Source organism: Vibrio sp. N418, assembly GCF_000222565.1.
In the GTDB taxonomy this organism is placed as follows: domain Bacteria; phylum Pseudomonadota; class Gammaproteobacteria; order Enterobacterales; family Vibrionaceae; genus Vibrio; species Vibrio scophthalmi.
In genome coordinates, this window is sequence record NZ_AFWD01000006.1 from 112,018 (window position 1) to 134,198 (window position 22,181).

The 22,181-nt window shown below is 44.7% G+C and carries 19 protein-coding genes and 1 tRNA gene; 14 read left to right on the forward strand and 6 right to left on the reverse strand.

Annotated features, from left to right (window positions below; genetic code table 11):
- Positions 1-68 precede the first annotated feature (68 nt).
- Positions 69-821 (forward strand): DUF1853 family protein, encoded by a 753-nt coding sequence (locus RH86_RS01670; RefSeq protein ID WP_009384567.1) that lies wholly within the window; start codon positions 69-71, stop codon positions 819-821.
- 460 nt (positions 822-1,281) lie between these two features.
- Here the strand turns inward: RH86_RS01670 and pgm are convergent, their stop codons facing one another.
- Both pgm and seqA read right to left on the reverse strand, forming a co-directional pair.
- Positions 1,282-2,928 carry a phosphoglucomutase (alpha-D-glucose-1,6-bisphosphate-dependent) gene (gene pgm / locus RH86_RS01680; RefSeq protein ID WP_009384569.1) on the reverse strand — a complete coding sequence of 549 codons (1,647 nt, stop codon included), beginning with the start codon at positions 2,926-2,928 and terminating at the stop codon, positions 1,282-1,284.
- A gap of 81 nt (positions 2,929-3,009) precedes the next feature.
- On the reverse strand, positions 3,010-3,549 hold the full coding sequence (seqA, locus tag RH86_RS01685; protein ID WP_005599356.1) for a replication initiation negative regulator SeqA: 540 nt from the start codon (positions 3,547-3,549) through the stop codon (positions 3,010-3,012).
- Positions 3,550-3,642: 93 nt separating this feature from the next.
- Here seqA and RH86_RS01690 point away from each other — a divergent pair, with 93 nt between their 5' ends.
- From RH86_RS01690 to fldA, 3 genes are all read left to right on the forward strand, one after another.
- A complete protein-coding gene (locus RH86_RS01690; protein ID WP_009384571.1) occupies positions 3,643-4,407 on the forward strand; it encodes an alpha/beta fold hydrolase in 765 nt (254 codons plus the stop codon).
- Between the two features lie 192 nt (positions 4,408-4,599).
- Positions 4,600-4,821, forward strand: a complete 222-nt coding sequence (locus RH86_RS01695) for a DUF2788 domain-containing protein (protein WP_005599351.1) — start codon at positions 4,600-4,602, stop codon at positions 4,819-4,821.
- A 48-nt stretch (positions 4,822-4,869) separates the two neighbouring features.
- Positions 4,870-5,403, forward strand: coding sequence for a flavodoxin FldA (gene fldA, locus RH86_RS01700; RefSeq protein ID WP_005599349.1), 534 nt, complete (start codon positions 4,870-4,872; stop codon positions 5,401-5,403).
- A 47-nt stretch (positions 5,404-5,450) separates the two neighbouring features.
- Here the strand turns inward: fldA and RH86_RS01705 are convergent, their stop codons facing one another.
- Positions 5,451-5,945, reverse strand: a complete 495-nt coding sequence (locus RH86_RS01705) for a DUF4442 domain-containing protein (RefSeq protein WP_009384573.1) — start codon at positions 5,943-5,945, stop codon at positions 5,451-5,453.
- A gap of 198 nt (positions 5,946-6,143) precedes the next feature.
- Here RH86_RS01705 and fcrX point away from each other — a divergent pair, with 198 nt between their 5' ends.
- A complete protein-coding gene (fcrX, locus tag RH86_RS01710; RefSeq protein ID WP_006710465.1) occupies positions 6,144-6,590 on the forward strand; it encodes a ferric iron uptake transcriptional regulator FcrX in 447 nt (148 codons plus the stop codon).
- A gap of 107 nt (positions 6,591-6,697) precedes the next feature.
- On the opposite strand, the gene glnS is transcribed toward fcrX, so the two are convergent.
- Positions 6,698-8,368, reverse strand: coding sequence for a glutamine--tRNA ligase (glnS, locus tag RH86_RS01715; protein ID WP_005599343.1), 1,671 nt, complete (start codon positions 8,366-8,368; stop codon positions 6,698-6,700).
- A 247-nt stretch (positions 8,369-8,615) separates the two neighbouring features.
- Positions 8,616-10,190: an N-acetylglucosamine-specific PTS transporter subunit IIBC gene (gene nagE / locus RH86_RS01720; RefSeq protein WP_009384575.1), complete on the reverse strand. Its 1,575-nt coding sequence runs from the start codon at positions 10,188-10,190 to the stop codon at positions 8,616-8,618.
- A 484-nt stretch (positions 10,191-10,674) separates the two neighbouring features.
- Between nagE and nagA the strand changes: the two genes are divergently transcribed.
- From nagA to RH86_RS01750, 6 genes are all read left to right on the forward strand, one after another.
- Complete coding sequence (gene nagA / locus RH86_RS01725; RefSeq protein WP_005599341.1) at positions 10,675-11,811, forward strand: N-acetylglucosamine-6-phosphate deacetylase; 1,137 nt, start codon at positions 10,675-10,677, stop codon at positions 11,809-11,811.
- A 2-nt stretch (positions 11,812-11,813) separates the two neighbouring features.
- The gene (nagC, locus tag RH86_RS01730) at positions 11,814-13,028 is read left to right on the forward strand and encodes a DNA-binding transcriptional regulator NagC (RefSeq protein ID WP_009384577.1); all 1,215 of its coding nucleotides are present in this window, start codon (positions 11,814-11,816) and stop codon (positions 13,026-13,028) included.
- An 86-nt stretch (positions 13,029-13,114) separates the two neighbouring features.
- Entirely contained in the window at positions 13,115-14,701 is a 1,587-nt protein-coding gene (locus RH86_RS01735; RefSeq protein WP_009384579.1) for a cation:proton antiporter family protein, read from the forward strand.
- A gap of 207 nt (positions 14,702-14,908) precedes the next feature.
- Positions 14,909-16,573, forward strand: coding sequence for an asparagine synthase B (gene asnB / locus RH86_RS01740; protein ID WP_009384581.1), 1,665 nt, complete (start codon positions 14,909-14,911; stop codon positions 16,571-16,573).
- A gap of 289 nt (positions 16,574-16,862) precedes the next feature.
- Positions 16,863-18,254 carry a peptide MFS transporter gene (locus RH86_RS01745; RefSeq protein ID WP_009384584.1) on the forward strand — a complete coding sequence of 464 codons (1,392 nt, stop codon included), beginning with the start codon at positions 16,863-16,865 and terminating at the stop codon, positions 18,252-18,254.
- 263 nt (positions 18,255-18,517) lie between these two features.
- Positions 18,518-19,387, forward strand: a complete 870-nt coding sequence (locus RH86_RS01750; RefSeq protein WP_005599335.1) for a TraB/GumN family protein — start codon at positions 18,518-18,520, stop codon at positions 19,385-19,387.
- 194 nt (positions 19,388-19,581) lie between these two features.
- Here RH86_RS01750 and RH86_RS01755 read toward each other — a convergent pair.
- Positions 19,582-19,658 (reverse strand) — tRNA-Pro (locus RH86_RS01755).
- A 256-nt stretch (positions 19,659-19,914) separates the two neighbouring features.
- On the opposite strand from RH86_RS01755, the gene RH86_RS20045 reads away from it, so the two are divergent.
- From RH86_RS20045 to rluF, 3 genes are all read left to right on the forward strand, one after another.
- Positions 19,915-20,055: a DUF3149 domain-containing protein gene (locus tag RH86_RS20045; RefSeq protein WP_009384586.1), complete on the forward strand. Its 141-nt coding sequence runs from the start codon at positions 19,915-19,917 to the stop codon at positions 20,053-20,055.
- 230 nt (positions 20,056-20,285) lie between these two features.
- Positions 20,286-20,867, forward strand: a complete 582-nt coding sequence (smrA, locus tag RH86_RS01765; RefSeq protein WP_005599332.1) for a DNA endonuclease SmrA — start codon at positions 20,286-20,288, stop codon at positions 20,865-20,867.
- 92 nt (positions 20,868-20,959) lie between these two features.
- On the forward strand, positions 20,960-22,120 hold the full coding sequence (gene rluF / locus RH86_RS01770; protein ID WP_009384590.1) for a 23S rRNA pseudouridine(2604) synthase RluF: 1,161 nt from the start codon (positions 20,960-20,962) through the stop codon (positions 22,118-22,120).
- Positions 22,121-22,181 lie beyond the last annotated feature (61 nt).

The window sequence follows — 22,181 nt, forward strand, 5'->3', positions numbered from 1 at the left end:
TTGTCGTGGTTATAGCAACTTCACTGCTCAATGTCGAAAAAAACGCGAACAATTGCTAACGGATTATCATGACTGCCCTAACTGATTTTTATGATTGGATTATTACCCAGCCTAACCTGATAGCCGCCGATCAGCCCTTTAGTGATCTTAGCCATTTGCAGGTACAACCTCTGGCTGAAAATAGCCAGTATCACGGCAATCGCCGCTTAGGCTTTCTTTATCAACACTTGTGTACCGAAGCGTTCAAGCACAGCGACAATTACCGCGTTGCAATGGAAGAGGTCCAACTAAACCAAGCGGGTAAAACACTTGGAGCCATCGATCTGTTATTGCATAACCAGCAACGCGATCAACTTGAACATTGGGAAGTGGCGATCAAATTTTATCTTCTTCATAAAGGAACATGGTTTGGCCCCAATGCGCATGATCAGCTTGATAAAAAGCTCGACCGTATGCTTAATCATCAATTGGCGATGTCTTGCTCTGACACCTTCCACCAGCAGTACCCGCAACTTGAAATCTCATCGCATCATTTATTGATGCAAGGGCGGCTTTACACCAACCCATTTAGTGACGAAATCACCCCAACCCATTGCCTTGGCTACCCGCTCAATGATCAACTCATCAATGGCTATTGGTGCTATTACTCGCAATCTAAACAAATCAAGCAACCACTATTTCATCTGCCCAAAGAACGTTGGGCGATTGGCTTAGGAGAGCAGTTAGAGCCGATTAACCCAAATCCAGAACGCTTTATCCATGCCCAAACTAAACAGGGCCAGTTTTGGTTTGTAGTACCCGATTGCTGGCCGCACGGCTGAGCGAAGCAGAACGTTGTGCTTCGAGAGGCGAGAGGTGAAAACAGAACGCTGCGCTTTGAGAGGCGAGAGATGAAAACAGAACGCTGCGCTTCGAGAGGTGAGAAAATGCGAGAACCGAGAGGTGAAAAGCGAAAACAGAACGCTGCGCTTTGAGAGGCGAGAAATGAAAACAGAACGCTGCGCTTTGAGAAGCGAGAGATGAAAACAGAACGCTGCGCTTCGAGAGGCGAGAGGTTAAAAGCAGAATGCTACGCTTTGAGAGGCGAGAGGTTAAAAGCAGAATGCTACGCTTTGAGAGGCGAGAGGTTAAAAGCAGAATGCTACGCTTTGAGAGGCGAGAAAATGCGAGAAGCGAGAGGTGGAAAGCGAAAGCCGAACATTGCGCTCGATGCTCTTTCTCTATTCTCTATTCTCGCCTTCCGATTCTCTATTCTCGCCTCTAGGTTCTCACTTCTTGATTCTATAAACCCGCGTCCTTGAACACTTGGTTTACGATCTCTTGGGCTTCTTGCTCGATTTGCTTGAGGTGTTCTTCACCTTTGAAGCTTTCACAATAGATCTTGTAGATATCTTCAGTGCCTGATGGACGAGCGGCAAACCAGCCATTTTCAGTGGTCACTTTTAAACCACCGATTGCTGCGCCATTACCTGGTGCGTGCGTAAGACGAGCAGTGATCGCGTCACCCGCTAGCGTATCGGCAGCGACCATCTCTGGAGAAAGCTTCTTCAATACGTCTTTTTGTGGGCCATTCGCCACCGCTTGAATACGGTTATATTTCGATTCACCGTGCTTCGCCGCAAGCTCTTCGTAATATTGCTGTGGATTTTTACCGGTTACTGCCGTAATTTCCGCCGCAAGTAAACATAAGATGATGCCATCTTTGTCAGTTGACCAAGGCGTGCCATCTTTACGTAGGAATGAAGCCCCTGCGCTCTCTTCGCCGCCAAAACCAAACTGACCGCTGTATAAGCCATCAACAAACCACTTAAAGCCAACCGGCACTTCGCACAGTTCGCGACCAAGATCGGCGACAACACGGTCAATCAGAGCACTAGAAACCAGTGTTTTGCCTACTGCAACCTCTTTACCCCAGCCTTGACGATGACGGTATAGGTAGTCGATACATACCGCTAAGAAGTGGTTTGGATTCATCAACCCTTTTGCGGTCACAATGCCGTGACGATCGTAATCAGGATCATTACCAAATGCCAAGTCATAATCGTCCTTAAGTGCCAGTAGACCCGCCATTGCGTATGGCGATGAGCAGTCCATACGAACAACACCATCTTTGTCCAAAGACATAAACTGGAACGTAGGATCAATCGCTTCGCTAACCAGAGTTAGATCAAGGTTGTACGCTTTACCAATTTGACGCCAGTAATCGATACCGCTGCCACCAAGTGGATCAACACCCAGCTTTAAGTTGGCTTTTTGAATCGCTTCCATATCGATAACATTAACTAAGTCATCAATGTATGGCTTAACCAAATCCACCTGTTTAAACAATGGCGATGCTTTGGCATCGGCTAACGGCATACGCTTCACCCCTTGCAAACCCTCTGCAATCAGAACATTCGCACGGTTTTCAATCGCTTTAGTTAACGCATCTTCAGCAGGGCCACCATGAGTTGGGTTGTATTTAATACCCCCATCCTGCGGCGGGTTGTGCGATGGCGTAATCACAATACCATCAGCTTTATCTTGGTGCGCAAGGTTGTAAGTCAAAATAGCATGCGACACACCCGGTGTTGGCGTATAGCCATTATCTTGCTGGACAATCACTTCGATACCATTTGCCACCAATACTTCAAGTACGCTAGCAAATGCAGGTTCAGACAAAGCGTGAGTATCTTTACCGACAAACAGCGGACCTTTAGTACCTTGCTCAGCACGTACTTCCGCAATCGCTTGTGCGATCGCTAAGATGTGGTTTTCATTAAAAGTCGCTTTGTCTGCCGTACCACGGTGACCTGAAGTACCAAACTCAACTTTATGAGCGGGGTTACTTGGGTCTGGTTGCAACAGGAAGTAATTCGAAACTAAAACAGGAATATTATGAAGATCCTGTTGTTGAGCCTTTTGTCCAGCTCTCGGGTGCATAGCCATTTTGACATCCTTTCTAAATTTTATAGATACAAAAAAGCCCCATAACTGTTAACGCAATATTATGAGGCTCTGTGCTACAAACTAGATTGAGAGGGTTACTTTTTCAATCAGGTCTGCAGGGAAACTCATCCGTGACATGAGTTGATCAACCATTTGTCTTTTACGACTGGTATTGTTATTAGTAATCACCCAGAAAGGCGAGGCTGGAATCGCCTTCGGTTTCGTGGTGTTACCGTTCGCTAGCAACGTTTGCTCATTATCAGCAAAGTAGACACGCTTACGGCCTTTAACTTGGGTAGCTTCCGAAAAGCTTTCTGGATCAATACGATGCAGCGTAGAAAGCACTAGCATAAAACGGTCAATGGCTTTTTTAAGGCCAGCAAACTCATCTGAAATCAACAGGGAACGCATCTCTTTCACGCCATCCAATTGAACTTCTTTCACAGCGTCTTTACTCACTACTAAGCCGATTGGCTCAATAATAGGTTGCTGTTGAGCGGCCTGAACTTGTCCATCTACATTCAACAATCGACGCAAAATATCGGATGCACTTTCACCGATATGTTGGGTTTGACCTGCGATGTAACGGTATAGATCCTCATCAACCTCAATTGTTTTCATTCGCTTTTCACAATCTCTATGTTTAAACTCTGAGGCGATTATAGCGAGATCTTCTCTCAGACTCTACGTTAAACCAGTCACGAATAAGATAAAATGTCACAACAGCTCAACTACAAACTCGAAGGTGAGGGTCACACCATTGTTTTGATCCACGGTTTATTCGGAAATCTCGATAACCTTGGCCTACTTGCGCGCGACTTAAAACACGACTACCAAGTACTGAGTGTCGATTTACGTAACCATGGTCAGTCGTTACATTCCAGTGAACATACCTATGCAGCGCAAGCTCAGGATATTGCGGATTTACTGAAAGCATTATCGATTGAACGCTTTACCTTAATTGGCCATTCGATGGGCGGTAAAGTGGCAATGAAACTGACCGAGCTACTCGAAGATCAAGTAGAAAGACTGATCGTTCTCGACATGGCACCAGTGGAATATACCCAACAACGTCACACCAATGTCTTTGCAGGCCTAAAAGCCGTCGAGGCGGAAAAACCAAGTGATCGCAAACAAGCGATGGAGATACTGGAGAAACATATTGAGATCGATGGTGTTCGACAATTTTTGAGCAAATCACTGTACAAAAATGAAGAGCATCTTGCTTGGCGTTTTAATGTCTCTCACTTATGGGACAATTACAGCCATATTATGGGCTGGCAGCCAATCAATACGGTCTCAACCCCAACCTTATTTATTAAGGGGGCGGATTCAGATTACCTGCTGCCAGAGCATCAAGCACAAATTCAAGCTCAGTTCCAACACGCCAAAGCCCATGTCATTGCCAACACTGGCCATTGGTTGCATGCAGAAAAACCAGCCGAGGTATTGCGTACTATTCGTAAATTTATTGCCTAAAAATACGATGATTAAAAACGAAACGATAACTTTACTACGAGGCAATATCACAGTTAACCACGATTTTGATCCGGCCTAATGCGGCGATACTGATTTATAATGGTATAAGCATAAAGTGAGAGACGATCGCATTAACTTTGGTGGATAACAGTGGTATAGTGCTGCGCAAGTAAATTAGCATAAAGGGATGCCATGCTTTACGACTACATGAACATGATCGAGTCTATTGGTCTCGACCTGTTGTTCGCTGCTATCTTTTTCTTAATTGGTATGGCGATTAAAGATGTATTAAAGGCTGGTAATGTTCCTCCCTTTGGGCGTCGCATCGTGTGGTTGGTTCTCTTTCTTGGCTGTGCTGGATTCATCGTTAAAGGATTAATCCAGATAAGTTGGGAAGGGACAGGTTTAGGTTAACCCTTAGCCAAATGCTAATAAGTAGACAATTGTAAAGGTAATGAATCTATGGCAAGTGTAGGTATCTTCTTTGGTAGTGACACAGGTAACACTGAAGCTGTTGCAAAGATGATTCAAAAACAACTAGGCAAGCAGCTAGTTAACGTTCAAGACATTGCGAAAAGCAGCAAAGAAGACATTGATAACTTTGATCTTCTTCTACTAGGTATCCCTACTTGGTATTACGGCGAAGCACAATGTGACTGGGATGATTTCTTCCCTGAACTTGAGCAAGTTGACTTCTCTACCAAGCTTGTTGCAATTTTCGGTTGTGGCGATCAAGAAGATTACGCAGAGTACTTCTGTGATGCAATGGGTACTGTACGCGATATCGTTGAAGCGAAAGGCGGCACAATCCTAGGTTACACTGAAACAGCAAGCTACGAATTTGAAGCTTCAAAAGCGCTTGTTGAAGGCGACGATAGCCAATTTGTTGGTCTATGTATCGATGAAGACCGCCAACCAGAACTTACCGAAGAACGTGTAAATAACTGGTGTAAACAGATTTACGATGAAATGTGCCTAGCTGAGCTAGAAGGCTAATTTCTAAGAAACCTCCTCCGGGAGGTTTTTTTCTCTCCCCTATTTTCTTATTTCTCCATTTCCTCTTCGCGATACTTCGGTTTTTTACGCACATACAATTTACGTTGCACTTCAGCGACGATGTCACCCTGCTCATCCTTAATATGTACTATAAACTCAGGAAAGCTCTTATCACCTGATGATGTTTGGCTATAAATCTCATCTAATTGACCCGCGGTTAAATCAAAATCGGCAAAAAGGTCACCTCGACCGGGTTGAATAAAGTTAATGCTCGCTTGTTTATCCCAAACAAAATACTGCTCACCCAAAATCCCCATTAACATCAATGCGTAAATCGGATCCGTGAGTGAAAACATACTGCCGCCATACTGACTGCGATTGGCGTTTTTATTCCACCAGCGCAACTTTAGGCGTACCCGCACTTGGCGAAAATCATCGCTGATATAAAGGATTTTTATCCCGGCGCCCCAAAATGGCGGCCAACAATTTAAAGCAAATTTAACAAAGCTAGGTTTGTAAACTCTTGAAAATAAAGAACTCATAGCACAATACTGATAACGAACACACAAAGGTTAATCAATTGTAACTAATTAGACCAGTTTTATCCGTGACACCCCACAACTTTACAATAAATATAAGTAACCCTTTGAAGTTCGTGGTTTATTGTTATCGTAACCTGCCCTATAATGGTGGGAATATTGAATTCTGTTCAACACTGCAGATCATCAACAGGAAAGTATATGTCAGACAATAATCAAGCGCTCAAGGATGCTGGTCTAAAGGTAACACTACCTAGACTTAAAATATTAGAAGTACTACAGCAACCTGACTGCCAACACATCAGTGCTGAAGAGTTGTACAAAAAACTGATCGATCTTGGTGAAGAGATTGGTCTTGCAACGGTTTATCGTGTATTAAACCAATTTGATGATGCAGGTATCGTTACGCGCCACCATTTTGAAGGCGGTAAATCTGTCTTTGAACTATCAACTCAACATCATCATGATCACCTAGTGTGTCTTGATTGTGGCGAAGTAATCGAGTTTTCTGACAACGTCATTGAAGAACGTCAACGCGAAATCGCAGCCAAATACAATGTGACTCTAACCAATCACAGCCTATACCTTTACGGTAAATGTGGCGATGGTACCTGCAAAGGTAATCCAGACGCTCATAAAGCAAAATAAAATAAAAAAGCGCCTATTTGGCGCTTTTTTATTAGTGGTGTCATACATACTGTTGATACAAAAATGCCAGTCATTCGACTGGCATTTTTCATATCAATTGTTCACGATTACTCTGCGTCAATTTTCGCCCAAGTATCACGTAGGCCAACCGTACGGTTGAAGACCAGCTTCTCAGCAGAAGAGTCTTTCTTATCCGCACAGAAGTAACCCATACGTTCGAACTGGTAACCTTTTTCTGCTTCCGCTTTTGCTAGGCTTGGCTCAACAAAACCATTCAACACAACCAGTGAATCAGGGTTAATTGTTTCAGCAAAGTTATCCGCCGCCGCTGGATTAGGCACAGTGAATAGACGGTCGTATAGACGAATATCCGCGGGTACACCTTGCTCTGCAGATACCCAGTGAATAACACCCTTCACTTTGCGACCGTCAGCTGGGTTCTTACCTAGCGTCTCTGCATCGTAGCTACAGAAGATCGTTGTGATGTTGCCTTCAGCATCTTTTTCGATACGTTCAGCTTGGATCACGTAAGCACCACGTAGACGAACTTCTTTGCCTAGCACCAAACGTTTGTACTTCTTGTTCGCTTCTTCGCGGAAGTCTTCACGCTCAATCCAAACTTCGCGAGTAAAGGGTACTTCACGATCACCCATTTCAGGTTTGTTTGGATGGTTAGCAATCGTCAATGTCTCAACTTTGCCTGCTTCGAAGTTTTCAATCACGATCTTAACCGGATCAAGAACTGCCATCGCACGAGGTGCGTTTTCGTTCAAATCATCACGGATACAAGACTCAAGAGAGCCCATTTCGATCATGTTGTCTTGCTTGGTTACACCAATACGCTTACAGAATTCACGGATAGACGCTGACGTAAAACCACGACGACGTAGACCAGAGATAGTCGGCATACGTGGGTCATCCCAACCGTTAACCAATTTTTCAGTCACAAGTTGGTTAAGCTTACGCTTAGACATCACAGTGTATTCTAGATTTAGACGGCTGAACTCGTACTGACGAGGTTGGCAATCAATCGTAATGTTTTCAAGAACCCAATCGTATAGACGACGGTTGTCTTGGAACTCAAGCGTACAGATTGAGTGAGTAATGCCTTCTAGCGCATCTGAAATACAGTGCGTAAAGTCGTACATTGGGTAAATGCACCACTTGTCACCGGTTTGATGATGCTCTGCAAAACGCACACGGTAAAGAACAGGATCGCGCATTACGATGAACGATGATGCCATATCGATCTTCGCACGTAGACACGCTGTACCTTCTTGGAAGCCACCGTCACGCATCTTTTCAAATAGCGCAAGGTTCTCTTCCACACTGCGATCGCGGTATGGGCTTGGCTTACCAGGTTGCGTTAGCGTACCGCGGTATTCACGGATCTGCTCAGGACTTAGCTCTTCAACATACGCTAAGCCTTTGGTAATTAATTCCACTGCGTAGCCGTATAGCTTATCGAAGTAGTTTGATGAGTAACATACATCACCACTCCACTCGAAGCCTAACCAGCTCACATCATTCTTAATTGACTCAACGTATTCAACGTCTTCTTTTTCTGGGTTTGTGTCATCGAAACGAAGGTTACACTGACCCTGATAGTCCTGAGCAATACCAAAGTTAAGGCAAATTGACTTAGCGTGACCGATATGCAGATAACCGTTAGGCTCTGGCGGGAAACGAGTATGCACGCTTGTGTGTGTACCATCTGCTAAATCTTTATCAATGATTTGGCGAATGAAATTCGATGGACGAGCTTCAGCTTCACTCATCTATAGCACCTCAATTGTTTTAGTATTGTCAGATAAAAGTGGCTCTGAGACAGCAAAATCACTGCTCAGACCATAGTGAGACTAATGATCCACAATTCTGACTCAAGACACAACAAGAACTCGTCTTTTATTGCTAAATAATCCCTTCCCAGCGCCAGCGACAGCCTTAGAGTGGTTTTTTAATTCCTCCAAACGTAAAAAAGCCTCCCGAAGGAGGCTTTTAGACTTACATATTAACCCGTGGTTACTATGGAAGTTTTACATCAGATAGGTCTTCGTTAGCACCGATTGCTTTCATTTCGCCAGCAACGATTTCAGCTAGAGGACCAAGGATAACTTGTAGGTTGTTTTCACCTAGTTTCACAACACCTTTCGCACCAAGCTTCTTAAGAACATCTTCGTTAGCAACAGTACGGTCTTTTAGAGTAAGACGTAGACGAGTGATACAAGCATCGATTGAAGTCAGGTTGTCATGACCACCAAGTGCTTTTAGGTATTGGCGAGCTAAGTCACCTTTAACTGCTTCACCAGCTGGAGCTGCTGTAGCTGCTTCGTCATCATCTTCACGACCTGGCGACTTCAAGTTGAAAGCGCGGATAGCGAAGCTGAAAGTGAAGAAGTATAGAGCACCGAAACCTAGACCGATTACTAGAAGTACTAGTGGTTTAGTCGCTAGACCCCAGTTTAGTAGGAAGTCGATTAGACCTGCAGAGAAGCCGAAGCCGTGCAGAGTACCGAACATGTTAGCTACTACTAGAGATAGACCAGTGAATACCGCGTGCATTGCGTATAGAGCAGGCGCTAGGAACACGAACATGAACTCTAGAGGCTCTGTAATACCCGTTAGGAATGAACAGAATGCTACTGAGAATAGTGCACCACCAACTTGGCTGCGTTTTTCAGCAGGCGCTGCTAGGTACATTGCAAGAGCTGCACCAGGTAGACCGAACATCATTACTGGGAAGAAACCGTTCATGAATACGCCAGCAGACTTGTCGCCACCGAAGAAGCGGTGTAGGTCACCAGACTTGATAGTATCAGTTACAGTGTTAACAGTTGCAGTGATTTCAGGCGTTACTGTGTTAACAAAGTTGAACGTGTACTCTTGGCCAGCTACTAGAGTTTTCGCTAGAGCAGGGTCAACACACAACTGTTTTAGTGATGGTAGAGCTTGACCAGCAGCAGATGCAGCAGAGATTACGATCTCTTGACATGAGCCCATACCGAACCAGAAGTAAGAGTTCAGAACGTGGTGTAGACCTACAGGGATAAGTGCACGGTTAAGAGTACCGTATACAAATTGGCCAACAGCGCCAGAAGTAGATACTGCGTGCGCTAGAGCGTCAAGACCGCCTTGGATTGAAGGCCATACAACCCCCATAACTGCACCCATTACTAGAGCAAACAGACCAGCCATGATAGGAACTAGACGTTTACCAGCAAAGAATGCCAACCACTCAGGAAGACGAGTCATGTGGAAAGCGTTGTAAGAGTGACCAGCGATGATACCAGCAATGATACCACCAAAGAATGACATATTAACGCTTGCATCGATTGTTGCAGCTGTAGCTGTTAGTACGAAGTAAGCAACCGCACCAGCAAGACCTGCAGCACCGTTACCGTCTTTAGAAAGACCGATTGCGATACCTAGACCAAATAGTAGTGGTAGTTGGCTGAAGATCGCGTTACCAGCTGATGCCATAAACGCGATGTCTAGTAGGTCTGGTTGACCTAGTCGTAGTAGAAGCGCCGCAACAGGTAGTGTTGCGATAGGAAGCATAAGTGCTTTACCTAACTTCTGTGCATATCCAAGAATATTCACCTTTAGTTCCCCCTATAGGATTTGTATTTTGGTCGAGCGACTTTTTTTTGTTGCTCAATTTAGTCGAACTCAGTTTATGACATTAATTTTGCTCCGCAAATTAAAACCTTATCATTTGTGATCATAATCACCAGAAATAGGTATAGCGGAAGGTTTTTGCTAGCGAGATCATAAAACTTATTTTACAATTCAAAAAAATGCCATTTAGCAGATATTATTCGCCGCACTGAAATACGAAACATTCAAGTTTAATGTCTTATTGCATAAGGCCTTAGCTCTAATAACAATATTGCCATTACTAATGGATTGATTTCGCGATGAAGTGCACGTCAATCATGCTAAGAGAGGGAATATCCTTCATTTGCTAAAGATATTTTGCGACCTAATTGAAGCTCACAAATAAAGTAAACAAGTGAGGATTTTGTCTCCAGTTTTGGGTCGCGACAAAATTTCAAGAGTTCAACTTTATAAGGATTAGCTAATCATGTATGCGCTAACAAACTGTAAAATCTATACAGGCAACGATGTTCTGGTTGACCACGCTGTCATTATCAATAACAACGTCATCGAATCTGTGTGTCCTGTTTCTGAGTTACCAGCCGGTATCGAAACCCGTGACCTAGACGGTGCAAACCTAAGCCCTGGCTTTATTGACTTGCAGTTAAATGGTTGTGGCGGTGTGATGTTAAATGATGAAATCACCGCAGAAACAATGCAAACCATGCATGAAGCTAACCTAAAATCTGGCTGTACTAGCTTCCTCCCTACGCTTATCACCTCTTCAGATGAAGATATGCGTCAATCTGTTGCCGCTGCTCGTGAATACCAAGAGAAATACCAAAACCAATCGCTAGGTCTGCACCTTGAAGGTCCTTACCTTAACGTAGCGAAAAAAGGGATTCACAGCGTTGATTACATTCGCCCATCAGATGACAGCATGGTTGACTTCATGTGTGCCAACGCTGACGTTATCGCCAAAGTAACACTGGCGCCTGAGCATAACGATCCTGCGCACATCGCTCGCCTAAAAGAAGCGGGTATTGTGGTTTCTATCGGTCACACTAATGCAACTTACGCAGAAGCTCGTGAAAGCTTTGAGCACGGTATCACTTTTGCCACTCACCTGTTTAATGCTATGACACCAATGGTCGGCCGTGAACCGGGTGTGGTTGGTGCTATTTACGATACGCCTGATGTTTATGCCGGTATCATTGCTGATGGTTTCCATGTGGACTACGCAAACATCCGTATCGCTCACAAAATTAAAGGTGAAAAATTAGTATTAGTGACCGATGCCACAGCTCCTGCAGGTGCCAACATGGATTACTTTATTTTTGTTGGTAAGAAAGTATATTACCGAGAAGGTAAGTGTGTTGATGAAAACGGCACATTGGGCGGCTCAGCTCTCACTATGATTGAAGCAGTACAAAATACTGTTGAGCACGTCGGAATCGCTTTGGATGAAGCTATCCGCATGGCTACTTTGTACCCAGCAAAAGCAATTGGAGTTGATCACAAATTAGGCCGAGTTAAGAAAGGCATGATTGCTAACCTAACCGTGTTTAATCGCGACTTCCAAATCCAAGCGAATATTGTTAACGGACAATACGAGCAAGTGTAGACATGAATGGCGGACAAATAGGTAACGTAGATTTAGTTAAACAACTAAACAGTGCAGCAGTGTACAGACTGATCGATCAACAAGGTCCTATTTCGCGGATACAGGTTGCTGATGTCAGTCATCTAGCTCCTGCGAGCGTGACTAAGATTACCCGCCAACTTCTCGAACGCGGCCTCATTAAAGAGGTCGCTCAACAAGCCTCTACTGGCGGTCGTCGTGCAATATCGCTGACGACAGAAGAAGCGCCCTTTCACTCAGTGGCCGTTCGTTTAGGTCGAGATTACATTCAGTTCAGTCTGTTTGATCTTGGCGGTAAAGAACTGGCGTCTGATTATCAAGAGTTCTATTACACCACCCAAGGCGAGCTTGTCGATGGGTTGCTGTTATTCCTCAAGAACTTCATTCAATATAATCAATCGACCATTAACCAATTAATCGCTATTGGTGTTGCGCTACCTGGCTTGATCAACCCTGAAACGGGTGTGGTTGAGTATATGCCCAATATCAATGTGGATAACTTGGCGATTGGTGATCTGATTACTAATACCTTCCATGTTGAGTGCTTCGTCGGTAACGACGTGCGTGGCATGGCATTAGCCGAACATTACTTTGGTGCCAGCCAAGATTGCCAAGATTCTATTCTAGTCAGCGTTCATCGCGGTACCGGTGCGGGTATTATCGTTAATGGTCAAGTATTCTTAGGCTATAACCGCAACGTAGGCGAAATTGGTCACATCCAAATTGATCCACTTGGCGAGCAATGCCAATGTGGGAACTTCGGTTGTTTAGAAACCGTCGCCGCAAACCCTGCTATTGTTGAACGTGTGAAAAAGCTTACCGCACAAGGCTACGAATCAAGCCTAAGTGAACTGAGCAGCATTACCATTAAAGATGTTTGCGAGCACGCCAATCGAGGTGACGAACTAGCAACCCAAAGTCTGGTTCGTGTTGGTAACCAATTGGGTAAAGCCATCGCAATGACTATCAACTTGTTTAATCCACAAAAAGTGATCATTGCTGGCGACATTACCAGCTGTGAAGATATTCTCTTCCCTGCGATTCGTCGTAATGTTGAAAACCAATCGCTGCCAACTTTCCACGCAGAATTACCGATAGTCGCTTCACAGATCGACAAACAACCGACCATGAGTGCTTTTGCGATGATCAAACGCGCTATGTTAAACGGGGTTTTGTTACAAAAATTGCTGGAAGACTGATCGCTTAGGCAACAAGTTGAGTTAGAATACCAGGCTATGTCAATGACATAGCCTTTTTCGTTTTAGGGACAGAGTAGTTTTATTGTATGGAAATCATCTTAATTTCAGCTGCATTTATCGCAGGCTTTGTAGCGTTGAAATGTAACCTGCCCCCACTGGTTGGCTTCCTACTGGCTGGTTTTGGTTTAAAAGCCGCAGGTTTTAGCTCCAACGACACCATCATTACCCTCGCCGATCTGGGTGTAACCTTGCTGCTGTTCACCATTGGTTTGAAGCTTGACCTCAAAACCTTGCTGTCTAAAGAGATCTGGGCCGGAGCAACCATTCACAATGTGTTGTCTACTGCACTCTTCTCAGCCGCTTTATTGTGCTTAAAAATTCTCGGTGTGGGTTCACTCAGCGCAATGAGCGTTGATCAAATCGTCTTGCTTGGCTTTGCCCTCTCCTTCTCTAGTACCGTTTTTGCGGTAAAATCTTTGCAAGAAAAAGGCGAGCTCAACGCAACCTACGGCACAATCGCGATTGGCATCTTGGTTATGCAAGACATCTTCGCGGTGATCTTCCTAACGGCATCGACTGGAAAATTGCCGGAATGGTATGCCGTTGTTATATTTGCACTACCGTTTATGCGTCCGTTGTTTTACAAGTTACTCGACTGGGTTGGTCACGGTGAGATGCTGGTACTGTTTGGCATCTTCTTCGCTCTCGTTGTCGGGGCTGGACTATTCGAACTAGTAGGTATGAAAGCCGATCTTGGCGCTTTGATTTTGGGTATGTTGCTGGCTGGACACAAAAAAGCCTCAGAGTTATCCAAATCACTGTTTAACCTCAAAGAGCTGTTTTTAGTCTGCTTCTTCCTCAACATCGGTTTATCAGAACAACCAACGCTGGCTGGCTTTGCCTTGGCTTTGATCTTTATGCTGATGCTGCCACTAAAAGGCATTCTCTACTTCTTAGTACTGAACTCATTCAAATTCCGCGTGCGCACCTCACTACTCTCATCACTTAGTCTATTTAACTACAGTGAGTTTGGCCTGATTGTTGGCGGCTTGGCCTTTAAGATGGGTTGGATGAGCGGCGACATTTTGGTCGCACTGGCGATTGCGGTATCCATTTCTTTTATCCTTGCCGCGCCAATCAACCGCCAAGGTCACGCACTTTATCAACGTTCTGGACGTTGGTTAAAAGAGCACGCTGCAGAAAAATTAAATGTGCGCGATCAATTAATCAATCCTGGCCACGCACAAATTCTTATCTTAGGTATGGGCCGCATTGGTACTGGTGCTTACGACGAACTACGCCAACGTTACGGCAAAATCAGCCTAGGTATTGAGGTGCGTGAAGAAGCGGCGCATATCCATAAAGCGCATGGCCGAAACGTGATTTCCGGTGACGCGACCGACCCCGATTTTTGGGAACGTATTTTGGATACTGGCAAAGTGAAACTCGTGCTGTTAGCAATGCCACACCATCAAGGTAACCAAATCGCACTCGAACAATTACACCTAAGAAACTATCAAGGCCAAATAGCGGCGATTGCCGAATACCCAGATCAACTGGATACACTGCTAGAGCATGGCGTTGACGCAGCCTTTAACATTTATAGTGAGGCTGGTAGCGGCTTTGCCCGTCACGTTTGCGAACAGTTGAGCCCAAGCTTTGAAAAACCATAGTTTTTTTAATGCTTTAGTTAGCGCCCTTAGATAAACGGTCTAAAATCCACCAAATGGTGGATTTTTTTTAATCAAACGAAGTTAAATTAAATATTATTTAATGCAATGGCACTTTTGTGATTTTTTTTATCGCTATGGGTTGCATTTCTTAACCAGAATGGCAAGTTTATATACAAGAAATAAATACAGTTTAAATAAGGGATTAGTATGTGTTCAATTTTTGGCATTTTAGATATTAAAAGTGACGCTGCTCAACTGCGCCCTATCGCACTTGAGATGTCGAAAAAACTACGCCACCGCGGACCGGATTGGTCGGGTATCTATTCTTCAGATAAAGCGATTCTGGCTCACGAACGTTTAGCCATCGTCGGCCTCAACAGTGGTGCGCAACCAATCTATAGCCCAAATGGCAAACACATACTGGCGGTTAATGGCGAAATCTATAACCATAAAGAGATCCGTGCCCGCTACGAAGGCAAGTACGACTTCCAAACTGACTCTGACTGTGAAGTCATTCTGGCACTCTACCAAGATATGGGTGAAGCACTGTTAGAAGAACTTAACGGTATTTTCGCTTTTGTTCTCTATGACGAAGAGAAAGATCAATATCTGGTTGGCCGCGACCACATTGGTATTATCCCTCTTTACCAAGGCTACGATGAGCACGGTAACTACTTTGTCGCCTCTGAGATGAAAGCCCTGGTTCCAGTGTGTAAAACCATTAGTGAATTCCCTCCGGGTTGCAGCTACAGCAGCCAAGATAGCGAGCCACAACGCTACTACCTGCGTGATTGGAACGACTACGCCGCAGTAAAAGATAACCACACCAGTAAAGAAGAGTTAACCGCAGCGCTTGAAGCAGCGATTAAACGCCAACTCATGACTGATGTGCCTTATGGTGTGCTTCTTTCTGGTGGCCTTGATTCATCAATTACTTCTGCTGTTGCAAAACGCTATGCAGCAATGCGTATCGAGGATGATGGGCAATCAGAAGCATGGTGGCCACAATTGCACTCATTCGCGATTGGTCTTGAAGGTGCGCCTGATTTGAAAGCCGCTCGTGAAGTCGCCGATCAAATTGGTACGGTTCACCATGAGATGACCTACACCATTCAAGAAGGTTTGGATGCGATTCGTGATGTTATCTATCATATCGAAACCTACGATGTCACGACGATTCGAGCTTCAACGCCGATGTTCCTGCTTGGTCGCAAGATCAAAGCCATGGGCATCAAGATGGTGTTGTCTGGTGAAGGTGCGGATGAAATCTTTGGCGGTTACCTCTACTTCCATAAAGCCCCTAATGCTCAAGAGTTCCATGAAGAGACCGTGCGTAAACTGCTAGCACTGAACATGTTTGATTGTGCTCGCGCCAACAAGTCACTCGCTGCATGGGGTGTAGAAGGCCGTGTACCTTTCCTTGATAAAGAGTTTATCGATGTTGCAATGCGCCTTAATCCTGCGGATAAGATGTGTGGCAACGGTAAGATGGAAAAACACATCTTACGTGAGTGTTTTGAACACTATCTGCCAGAGTCGATTGCATGGCGTCAAAAAGAGCAATTCTCTGACGGCGTTGGTTATAGCTGGATTGATACATTAAAAGAAGTGGCAGAAGAAAAAGTAACGCAGCAGCAACTAGAAACAGCGGCGTTCCGCTTCCCATACAACACACCGACCACCAAAGAAGGCTACGTATACCGTGAAATCTTTGAAGAGTTGTTTCCACTGCCTTCTGCGGCAGAGTGTGTTCCTGGTGGTCCATCTGTCGCCTGTTCATCAGCGAAAGCGATTGAGTGGGATGAGTCGTTCAAAAACTGTGCAGATCCTTCAGGTCGTGCGGTGAAAGCTGTTCACAACGACGCTTACTAAAAGTCAATCACATCAAAAAGGGGCGCTTTGGCGTCCCTTTTTTCATTTTTTAGAATAAAACCAATCACTTAATCACATTTTCATCGCTATAAAACAGCCACTCAAATATGAAACCTTAGTTTTTAATTGAACAAAAACAGCACAATTTCAACACTAAAAAGCCAAATTTCAGCCACTTATCACACTTTTCTCTATCACTCCTAATTATAGATAATTTGCATTACGTAATTTCATCATGTATAGGTATTACCGCTATAAAATTCTCTATTCATAACTATTAGTAAAACTTATGCAAATACAACATCGACAATTTTTGGGCCATCCTCGTGGTCTATTTCTGCTTTTCGGCACTGAGCTTTGGGAACGCTTCTCTTACTATGCGATGCGCGCTATTTTGGTTTTGTATTTAACAGATACAACTATAAATGGTGGCTTAGGCTGGTCGACTAAAGATGCTCTAGATCTCTACGGCATTTATACTGGACTCGTCTACATCACACCGCTTATCGGCGGCTGGTTAGCAGATAACTACCTTGGTCAACGTCGCTCAATTTTAATTGGTGGCGCACTAATGGCGATCGGTCAATTTACCTTGGCACTGCCATCTGACATACTTGGCATGACGATGATGCACAGCTTCTATCTCGGTTTGGCGCTATTGATCACCGGTAATGGTCTGTTTAAACCAAATATCTCAACCATGGTGGGTGACCTTTACCAAGAAGGCGACAACCGTCGTGATGGCGCATTCACTATCTTCTACATGGGCATTAACATTGGTGCACTACTGGCCGGTGTCGTTTCGGGTTCAGTAACCAATGAATTTGGTTGGAAAGCGGGCTTTATTGCTGCCGGCATTGGTATGCTGATGAGCCTAGTAATGCAACTTTCATTCGCACAATCATGCCTTGGCGATATCGGTCGTGAGCCTGCAGCTAAACGCGATCTAGAGCTTAAAAACTCAAATAAAAAAGAGCCTCTGACTAAAGAAGAGTTCGATCGAATTAAAGTTATCTTAGTGATGAGTGTCTTTACTATCGTATTCTGGGCTGGCTTTGAACAAGCAGGCGGTCTGATGAACATCTACACTCAACAATATACCGACCGTATGATCGGTGGCTTTGAAGTGCCCGCGGCTTGGTTCCAGTCACTTAACCCATTCTTTATCATTACACTTGCGCCGTTGCTTGCTGTTCTTTGGGTAAAACTGGGCAAACGTGAACCAAACTCGCCAGTGAAGTTTGCTATGGCAATGTTCTTCCTCGCACTTGGCTTCCTATGTATGGTAGGTGCTGTAATGGAGCAAGGCGGCGATACAACCGTAAAAACCTCTATGCTTTGGTTAGTCGGCGCATTCTTCTTCCATACCCTGGGTGAGCTATGCCTATCACCGATTGGTCTATCACTGGTCACTAAACTAGCGCCACTGCGTCTAGCATCACTGATGATGGGGGCATGGTTTGGTTGTAATGCTATCGCAAACTATGTTGCAGGTTACGTTGGCTCGCACGTGGGTGAGCTAGGTGCACTGTCTATCTTTAGTGGCATCGCGGTAACCGCAACAATCAGCGGCGTGGTGCTCCTATTTTTCTCAAACACTCTGGTACGCTGGATGCACGGTGCAGAAGCACCCATCAGCATCGAGCAACAGCTCGAAGAGCAACAGTCACAAATCGCTTAATTCGTTCTTTTGCGATTGCTAGAGCCCAGTCATTTAGACTGGGCTTTTTTATCTCTACCCAGTGAGATACAATTTTTTGCGAGTTATTTCACATCAAAAAATTAGTCCACTTTGACGAGGGCTTAATTATTACTGCAAACTAATCCCTTTGTTCAACCGATCAGAGATAACCAGCATAAAGGCCTGACGATGAGTGTTGCATAGCAACGCAATTAGACTCATGCTTATAATCAATCTGATTAATGCACCTTTTGTGACTCTCTATGATTCGACTGATTTGCTTACTCACAACCTTCTTCTTTAGCCAATTATCCACCGCAGAGCCTCTCTACTGGCAAGCAAGCAAGGGTAAGCTCAACTTATTGCTCGTCGGCTCAGTGCACGTCGGTGATGCTGACATGTACCCATTGCCCGCGGCTATCACCACCTTTTTAACCCATTCTGATGGCATCATCCTTGAGGCTGACATCCGCAACCAGAACAAGGTGCAATACCCTCACTCTCAAGTTCTCAGTCAAGATGTTCTCTCACAACATCAGCAAAAGGAGTTGCTTGGAATTGCCAATCTGCTCAATCTAAATGGAGAACAGCTGCTACAGACCCCACCTTGGGCATCTGCATTGGCAATACAAATGAAGCAAATCGAATACTTAGGCTACAAACCTCAAGATGGGGTGGATCTTTGGCTACTGTCGCAAGCGATTAATCAAGGTAAGCCCGTGCTGGGTTTGGAGTCGCTGCAATTTCAAATTGATCTTCTCACCCAGCAAGCCAATGGTGGGCAAGAGCTACTCACGAATGCGATCGAACAGTTTGATCATTCAGAAAATGCAATGCACTGCTTAATTAAGAGCTGGAAGAGTGGTGATATCGCGAAACTCAATGAATTTTCGCACTTAACAGAAATGTCGCCTGAATTTGAGCAAGCATTCATCTATCAGCGCAATCAAGATTGGGCGAATAAGCTCGCGAGCAGAGAAATTTTACCGAAGAAACAAGGCAACTATTTAGTGGTTGTGGGGACATTACACCTGATTGGCCGAGATAGCCTAGTGTCACTACTGCGTAATAAAGGCTTTACCGTCACTCAGCGCTCAACCAGCAGCCAAGCGAACTGCGAATTTAAGTACTAAATTCATAGGTTCATAGGTTCATAGGTTCATAGGTTCATAGGTTCATAGGTTCATCATGCACGTTAGGGTCACCGAGAGATCGGAGAGCTTTTTCCAAGTGCTGATTCTTTTCCTGTGCTTTGAGCATGGGGGATATATAAAACGTACAGATACGAAAAAGGCTCTACATTTCTGTAGAGCCTTTTTCTTAAAAGTGGTCGGTGAAGAGGGATTCGAACCCCCGACCCTCTGGTCCCAAACCAGATGCGCTACCAAGCTGCGCTATTCACCGAGATGTCTTACAAGTCGTATTGCCTGTCGACGAGGCGTATATTACGGATTCCTGAACTTAACGCAAGTGATTTCATTAAGCTTTTTTGCTTTTATTGTTCGTTTGCCTAAAACATCAGCAACGGGCCACAAAGTGTGATTGAAAGCGCACAAAAAAGAACACAATAACAACCAAAAGGATACAATTGATCCAGATCATTATCATTTTAAACCCCATCCGTTAACGTAAACCTGTCTTCAAAAACTTTGGGGGAAACATGGACTTTTGGCTTGAACTTCTTTTTGGTAATGCGGTAGGGCTGTCATCAATGTTAGTCATCTTCTGCGCTTTAGGTCTTATGTTCTTCTACGGTGGCTTCATCGTTTACAAAGTAATGACTGACAAATCTCCTCACTAGATCGCTTAGCATCGCGGTAGGCAACTGTAGCGCCTTGCACCGAAGTAGATAATTTATCTACTTCGGGTTTTTCGCTTTGCTGCGTAAGCCACTCTACAACCATTTTAACTCTCCACTCTCGTCTAATCACACTCCTTTCACTAACTGCTCTGTATCCCTTAAAAATTTGCCCTTTTACCATTAAGCTTTCGTATAATTATCTCATTAGATTCTTACCCTGAGATGCCTCTATGTCTCAAGACGACGATTTCACCCTTTTTCAGCAAATGATGGGTGACGTAAAACCAATTAATAACGACACTGCCGAGCTAAAAAAAATTCATCACACCAGTGATGCGCAACTCGCTAAGCAAGCGGCGGCCATTTGGCTAACGGAAGAAGATCCTGATTATCTCTCGATTGATTACGCCCCTTCGCTAAAACCGGAAGCGATCATCGAGTTCAAACGCGATGGTGTGCAAGAAGGCGTCTACCGTAAGCTCAGATTAGGCAAGTACCCCATTCAAGCGAAATTGGACCTACACCGTCGCACGCTAAAGCAAGCCCGCGACGAAGTAGTGATCTTCTTAAAGCAATGTATCCGCATGGATATTCGTACTGTGCTCATTGTGCACGGTCGTGGTGAGCGTTCTAATCCACCCGCACAGATGAAAAGCTATCTTGCCCAATGGTTAGTGCAGATTAAAGAAGTGCAATCGGTGCACAGCGCTCAACAATTCCATGGTGGTACTGGCGCGGTTTATGTCTTGTTGCGAAAAAGCCAAGAAAAGAAGCTAGAAAACCGTGAGCGCCATCAAAAACGGTTAGGTTAAGGCTTTCTCTTAGTGTTAAAATGTGAAATGCAGCCATAGGGCTGCATTTTTTTCTAATTAACTGCCGTTGGGAAACGTTGAGGAAGACCTAAATGTCACAAGATAACGCTAAACGTCTAAATAAATACATCAGTGAAACTGGCTACTGCTCTCGTCGTGAAGCAGATAAGCTGATTGACCAAGGTCGTGTCACCATTAATAGTCAGATCCCTGAAATGGGTACCAAAGTGATGCCTGGTGATGACGTTTGCATTGACGGTCAACCGCTCAAAGCCAAAGAAAAACCTGTCTATATTGCTCTAAATAAGCCAACCGGTATTACCTGTACTACCGAACGCGACATTCCGGGCAACATTGTTGATTTTATTGGCCACCGCTCACGTATCTTCCCGATTGGTCGTCTTGATAAACCTTCTGATGGTCTGATCTTTCTAACCAACGATGGCGACATCGTTAACAAGATCTTACGTGCTGGCAACAACCACGAAAAAGAATATGTAGTGCGTGTTGATAAGCCAATCACGGACGATTTTATCCGTCGTATGGGCTCAGGCGTTAACATCCTTGATACCGTTACTCTGCCATGTAAAGTCACCAAAGAAACCAAATTTTCATTCCGTATCGTATTGACGCAAGGCTTAAACCGTCAAATTCGTCGCATGTGTGAAGCTCTGGGTTATGAGGTATTTAAACTGCGTCGTGTTCGTATCATGAACATCACGCTGGATGATATTCCAAATGGCCGCTGGCGCTATTTAAGCGATGACGAAATCAACGAAATTCATGCCATGTGTGAAGGTTCTGTCAGTACCGAAGAAGCGTCAAAGACCGACGCTAAAGGCAAACACATTCGCAAAGCAACTGATGCTAAATTGTTTGATAGCCGCGAAGAGAACCAAGAGTCAACCGCGCGCCGTAATCAAAACACTCGTACTTTTAAAGGCCGTAATGCCGACGAGTTCCGCCATGCACCTAACTCAAAGAAAGGTCGTCATGGTGAGCAAAATCGTGAGCGCAGTAACGAACGTGGTCAAAGTCGTCATAATGAGCGCTCTGGTAATCGTAACAGCAACGACGATCGCAGCAACGACGCTCGTAGCAACGATAAACGCAATAACGACCGTTACAATGACAAGCCGAACTATAAAGGCCGTTCGAACGACAATAACTCTCGTCCGAGTTCATCGCGTCCAAACTCATCACGTCCAAGCAATAAGCCACGCGTAGGTGGTACATTGGGTTTGAAGAAGTAAATAGAGCTGAGAGCAGAAGCGAGAAAAAGGGCGAGATTCCCTACTCGCGCTAACGCGCTCT

Excerpts from the sequence above, each read along its gene's own strand:
- RH86_RS01670 (WP_009384567.1), top strand. The coding sequence starts at position 69 with ATGACTGCCCTAACTGATTTTTATGATTGGATTATTACCCAGCCTAAC.
- pgm (WP_009384569.1), bottom strand. The coding sequence starts at position 2,928 with ATGGCTATGCACCCGAGAGCTGGACAAAAGGCTCAACAACAGGATCTT.
- seqA (WP_005599356.1), bottom strand. The coding sequence starts at position 3,549 with ATGAAAACAATTGAGGTTGATGAGGATCTATACCGTTACATCGCAGGT.
- RH86_RS01690 (WP_009384571.1), top strand. The coding sequence starts at position 3,643 with ATGTCACAACAGCTCAACTACAAACTCGAAGGTGAGGGTCACACCATT.
- RH86_RS01695 (WP_005599351.1), top strand. The coding sequence starts at position 4,600 with ATGCTTTACGACTACATGAACATGATCGAGTCTATTGGTCTCGACCTG.
- fldA (WP_005599349.1), top strand. The coding sequence starts at position 4,870 with ATGGCAAGTGTAGGTATCTTCTTTGGTAGTGACACAGGTAACACTGAA.
- RH86_RS01705 (WP_009384573.1), bottom strand. The coding sequence starts at position 5,945 with ATGAGTTCTTTATTTTCAAGAGTTTACAAACCTAGCTTTGTTAAATTT.
- fcrX (WP_006710465.1), top strand. The coding sequence starts at position 6,144 with ATGTCAGACAATAATCAAGCGCTCAAGGATGCTGGTCTAAAGGTAACA.
- glnS (WP_005599343.1), bottom strand. The coding sequence starts at position 8,368 with ATGAGTGAAGCTGAAGCTCGTCCATCGAATTTCATTCGCCAAATCATT.
- nagA (WP_005599341.1), top strand. The coding sequence starts at position 10,675 with ATGTATGCGCTAACAAACTGTAAAATCTATACAGGCAACGATGTTCTG.
- nagC (WP_009384577.1), top strand. The coding sequence starts at position 11,814 with ATGAATGGCGGACAAATAGGTAACGTAGATTTAGTTAAACAACTAAAC.
- RH86_RS01735 (WP_009384579.1), top strand. The coding sequence starts at position 13,115 with ATGGAAATCATCTTAATTTCAGCTGCATTTATCGCAGGCTTTGTAGCG.
- asnB (WP_009384581.1), top strand. The coding sequence starts at position 14,909 with ATGTGTTCAATTTTTGGCATTTTAGATATTAAAAGTGACGCTGCTCAA.
- RH86_RS01745 (WP_009384584.1), top strand. The coding sequence starts at position 16,863 with ATGCAAATACAACATCGACAATTTTTGGGCCATCCTCGTGGTCTATTT.
- RH86_RS01750 (WP_005599335.1), top strand. The coding sequence starts at position 18,518 with ATGATTCGACTGATTTGCTTACTCACAACCTTCTTCTTTAGCCAATTA.
- RH86_RS20045 (WP_009384586.1), top strand. The coding sequence starts at position 19,915 with ATGGACTTTTGGCTTGAACTTCTTTTTGGTAATGCGGTAGGGCTGTCA.
- smrA (WP_005599332.1), top strand. The coding sequence starts at position 20,286 with ATGTCTCAAGACGACGATTTCACCCTTTTTCAGCAAATGATGGGTGAC.
- rluF (WP_009384590.1), top strand. The coding sequence starts at position 20,960 with ATGTCACAAGATAACGCTAAACGTCTAAATAAATACATCAGTGAAACT.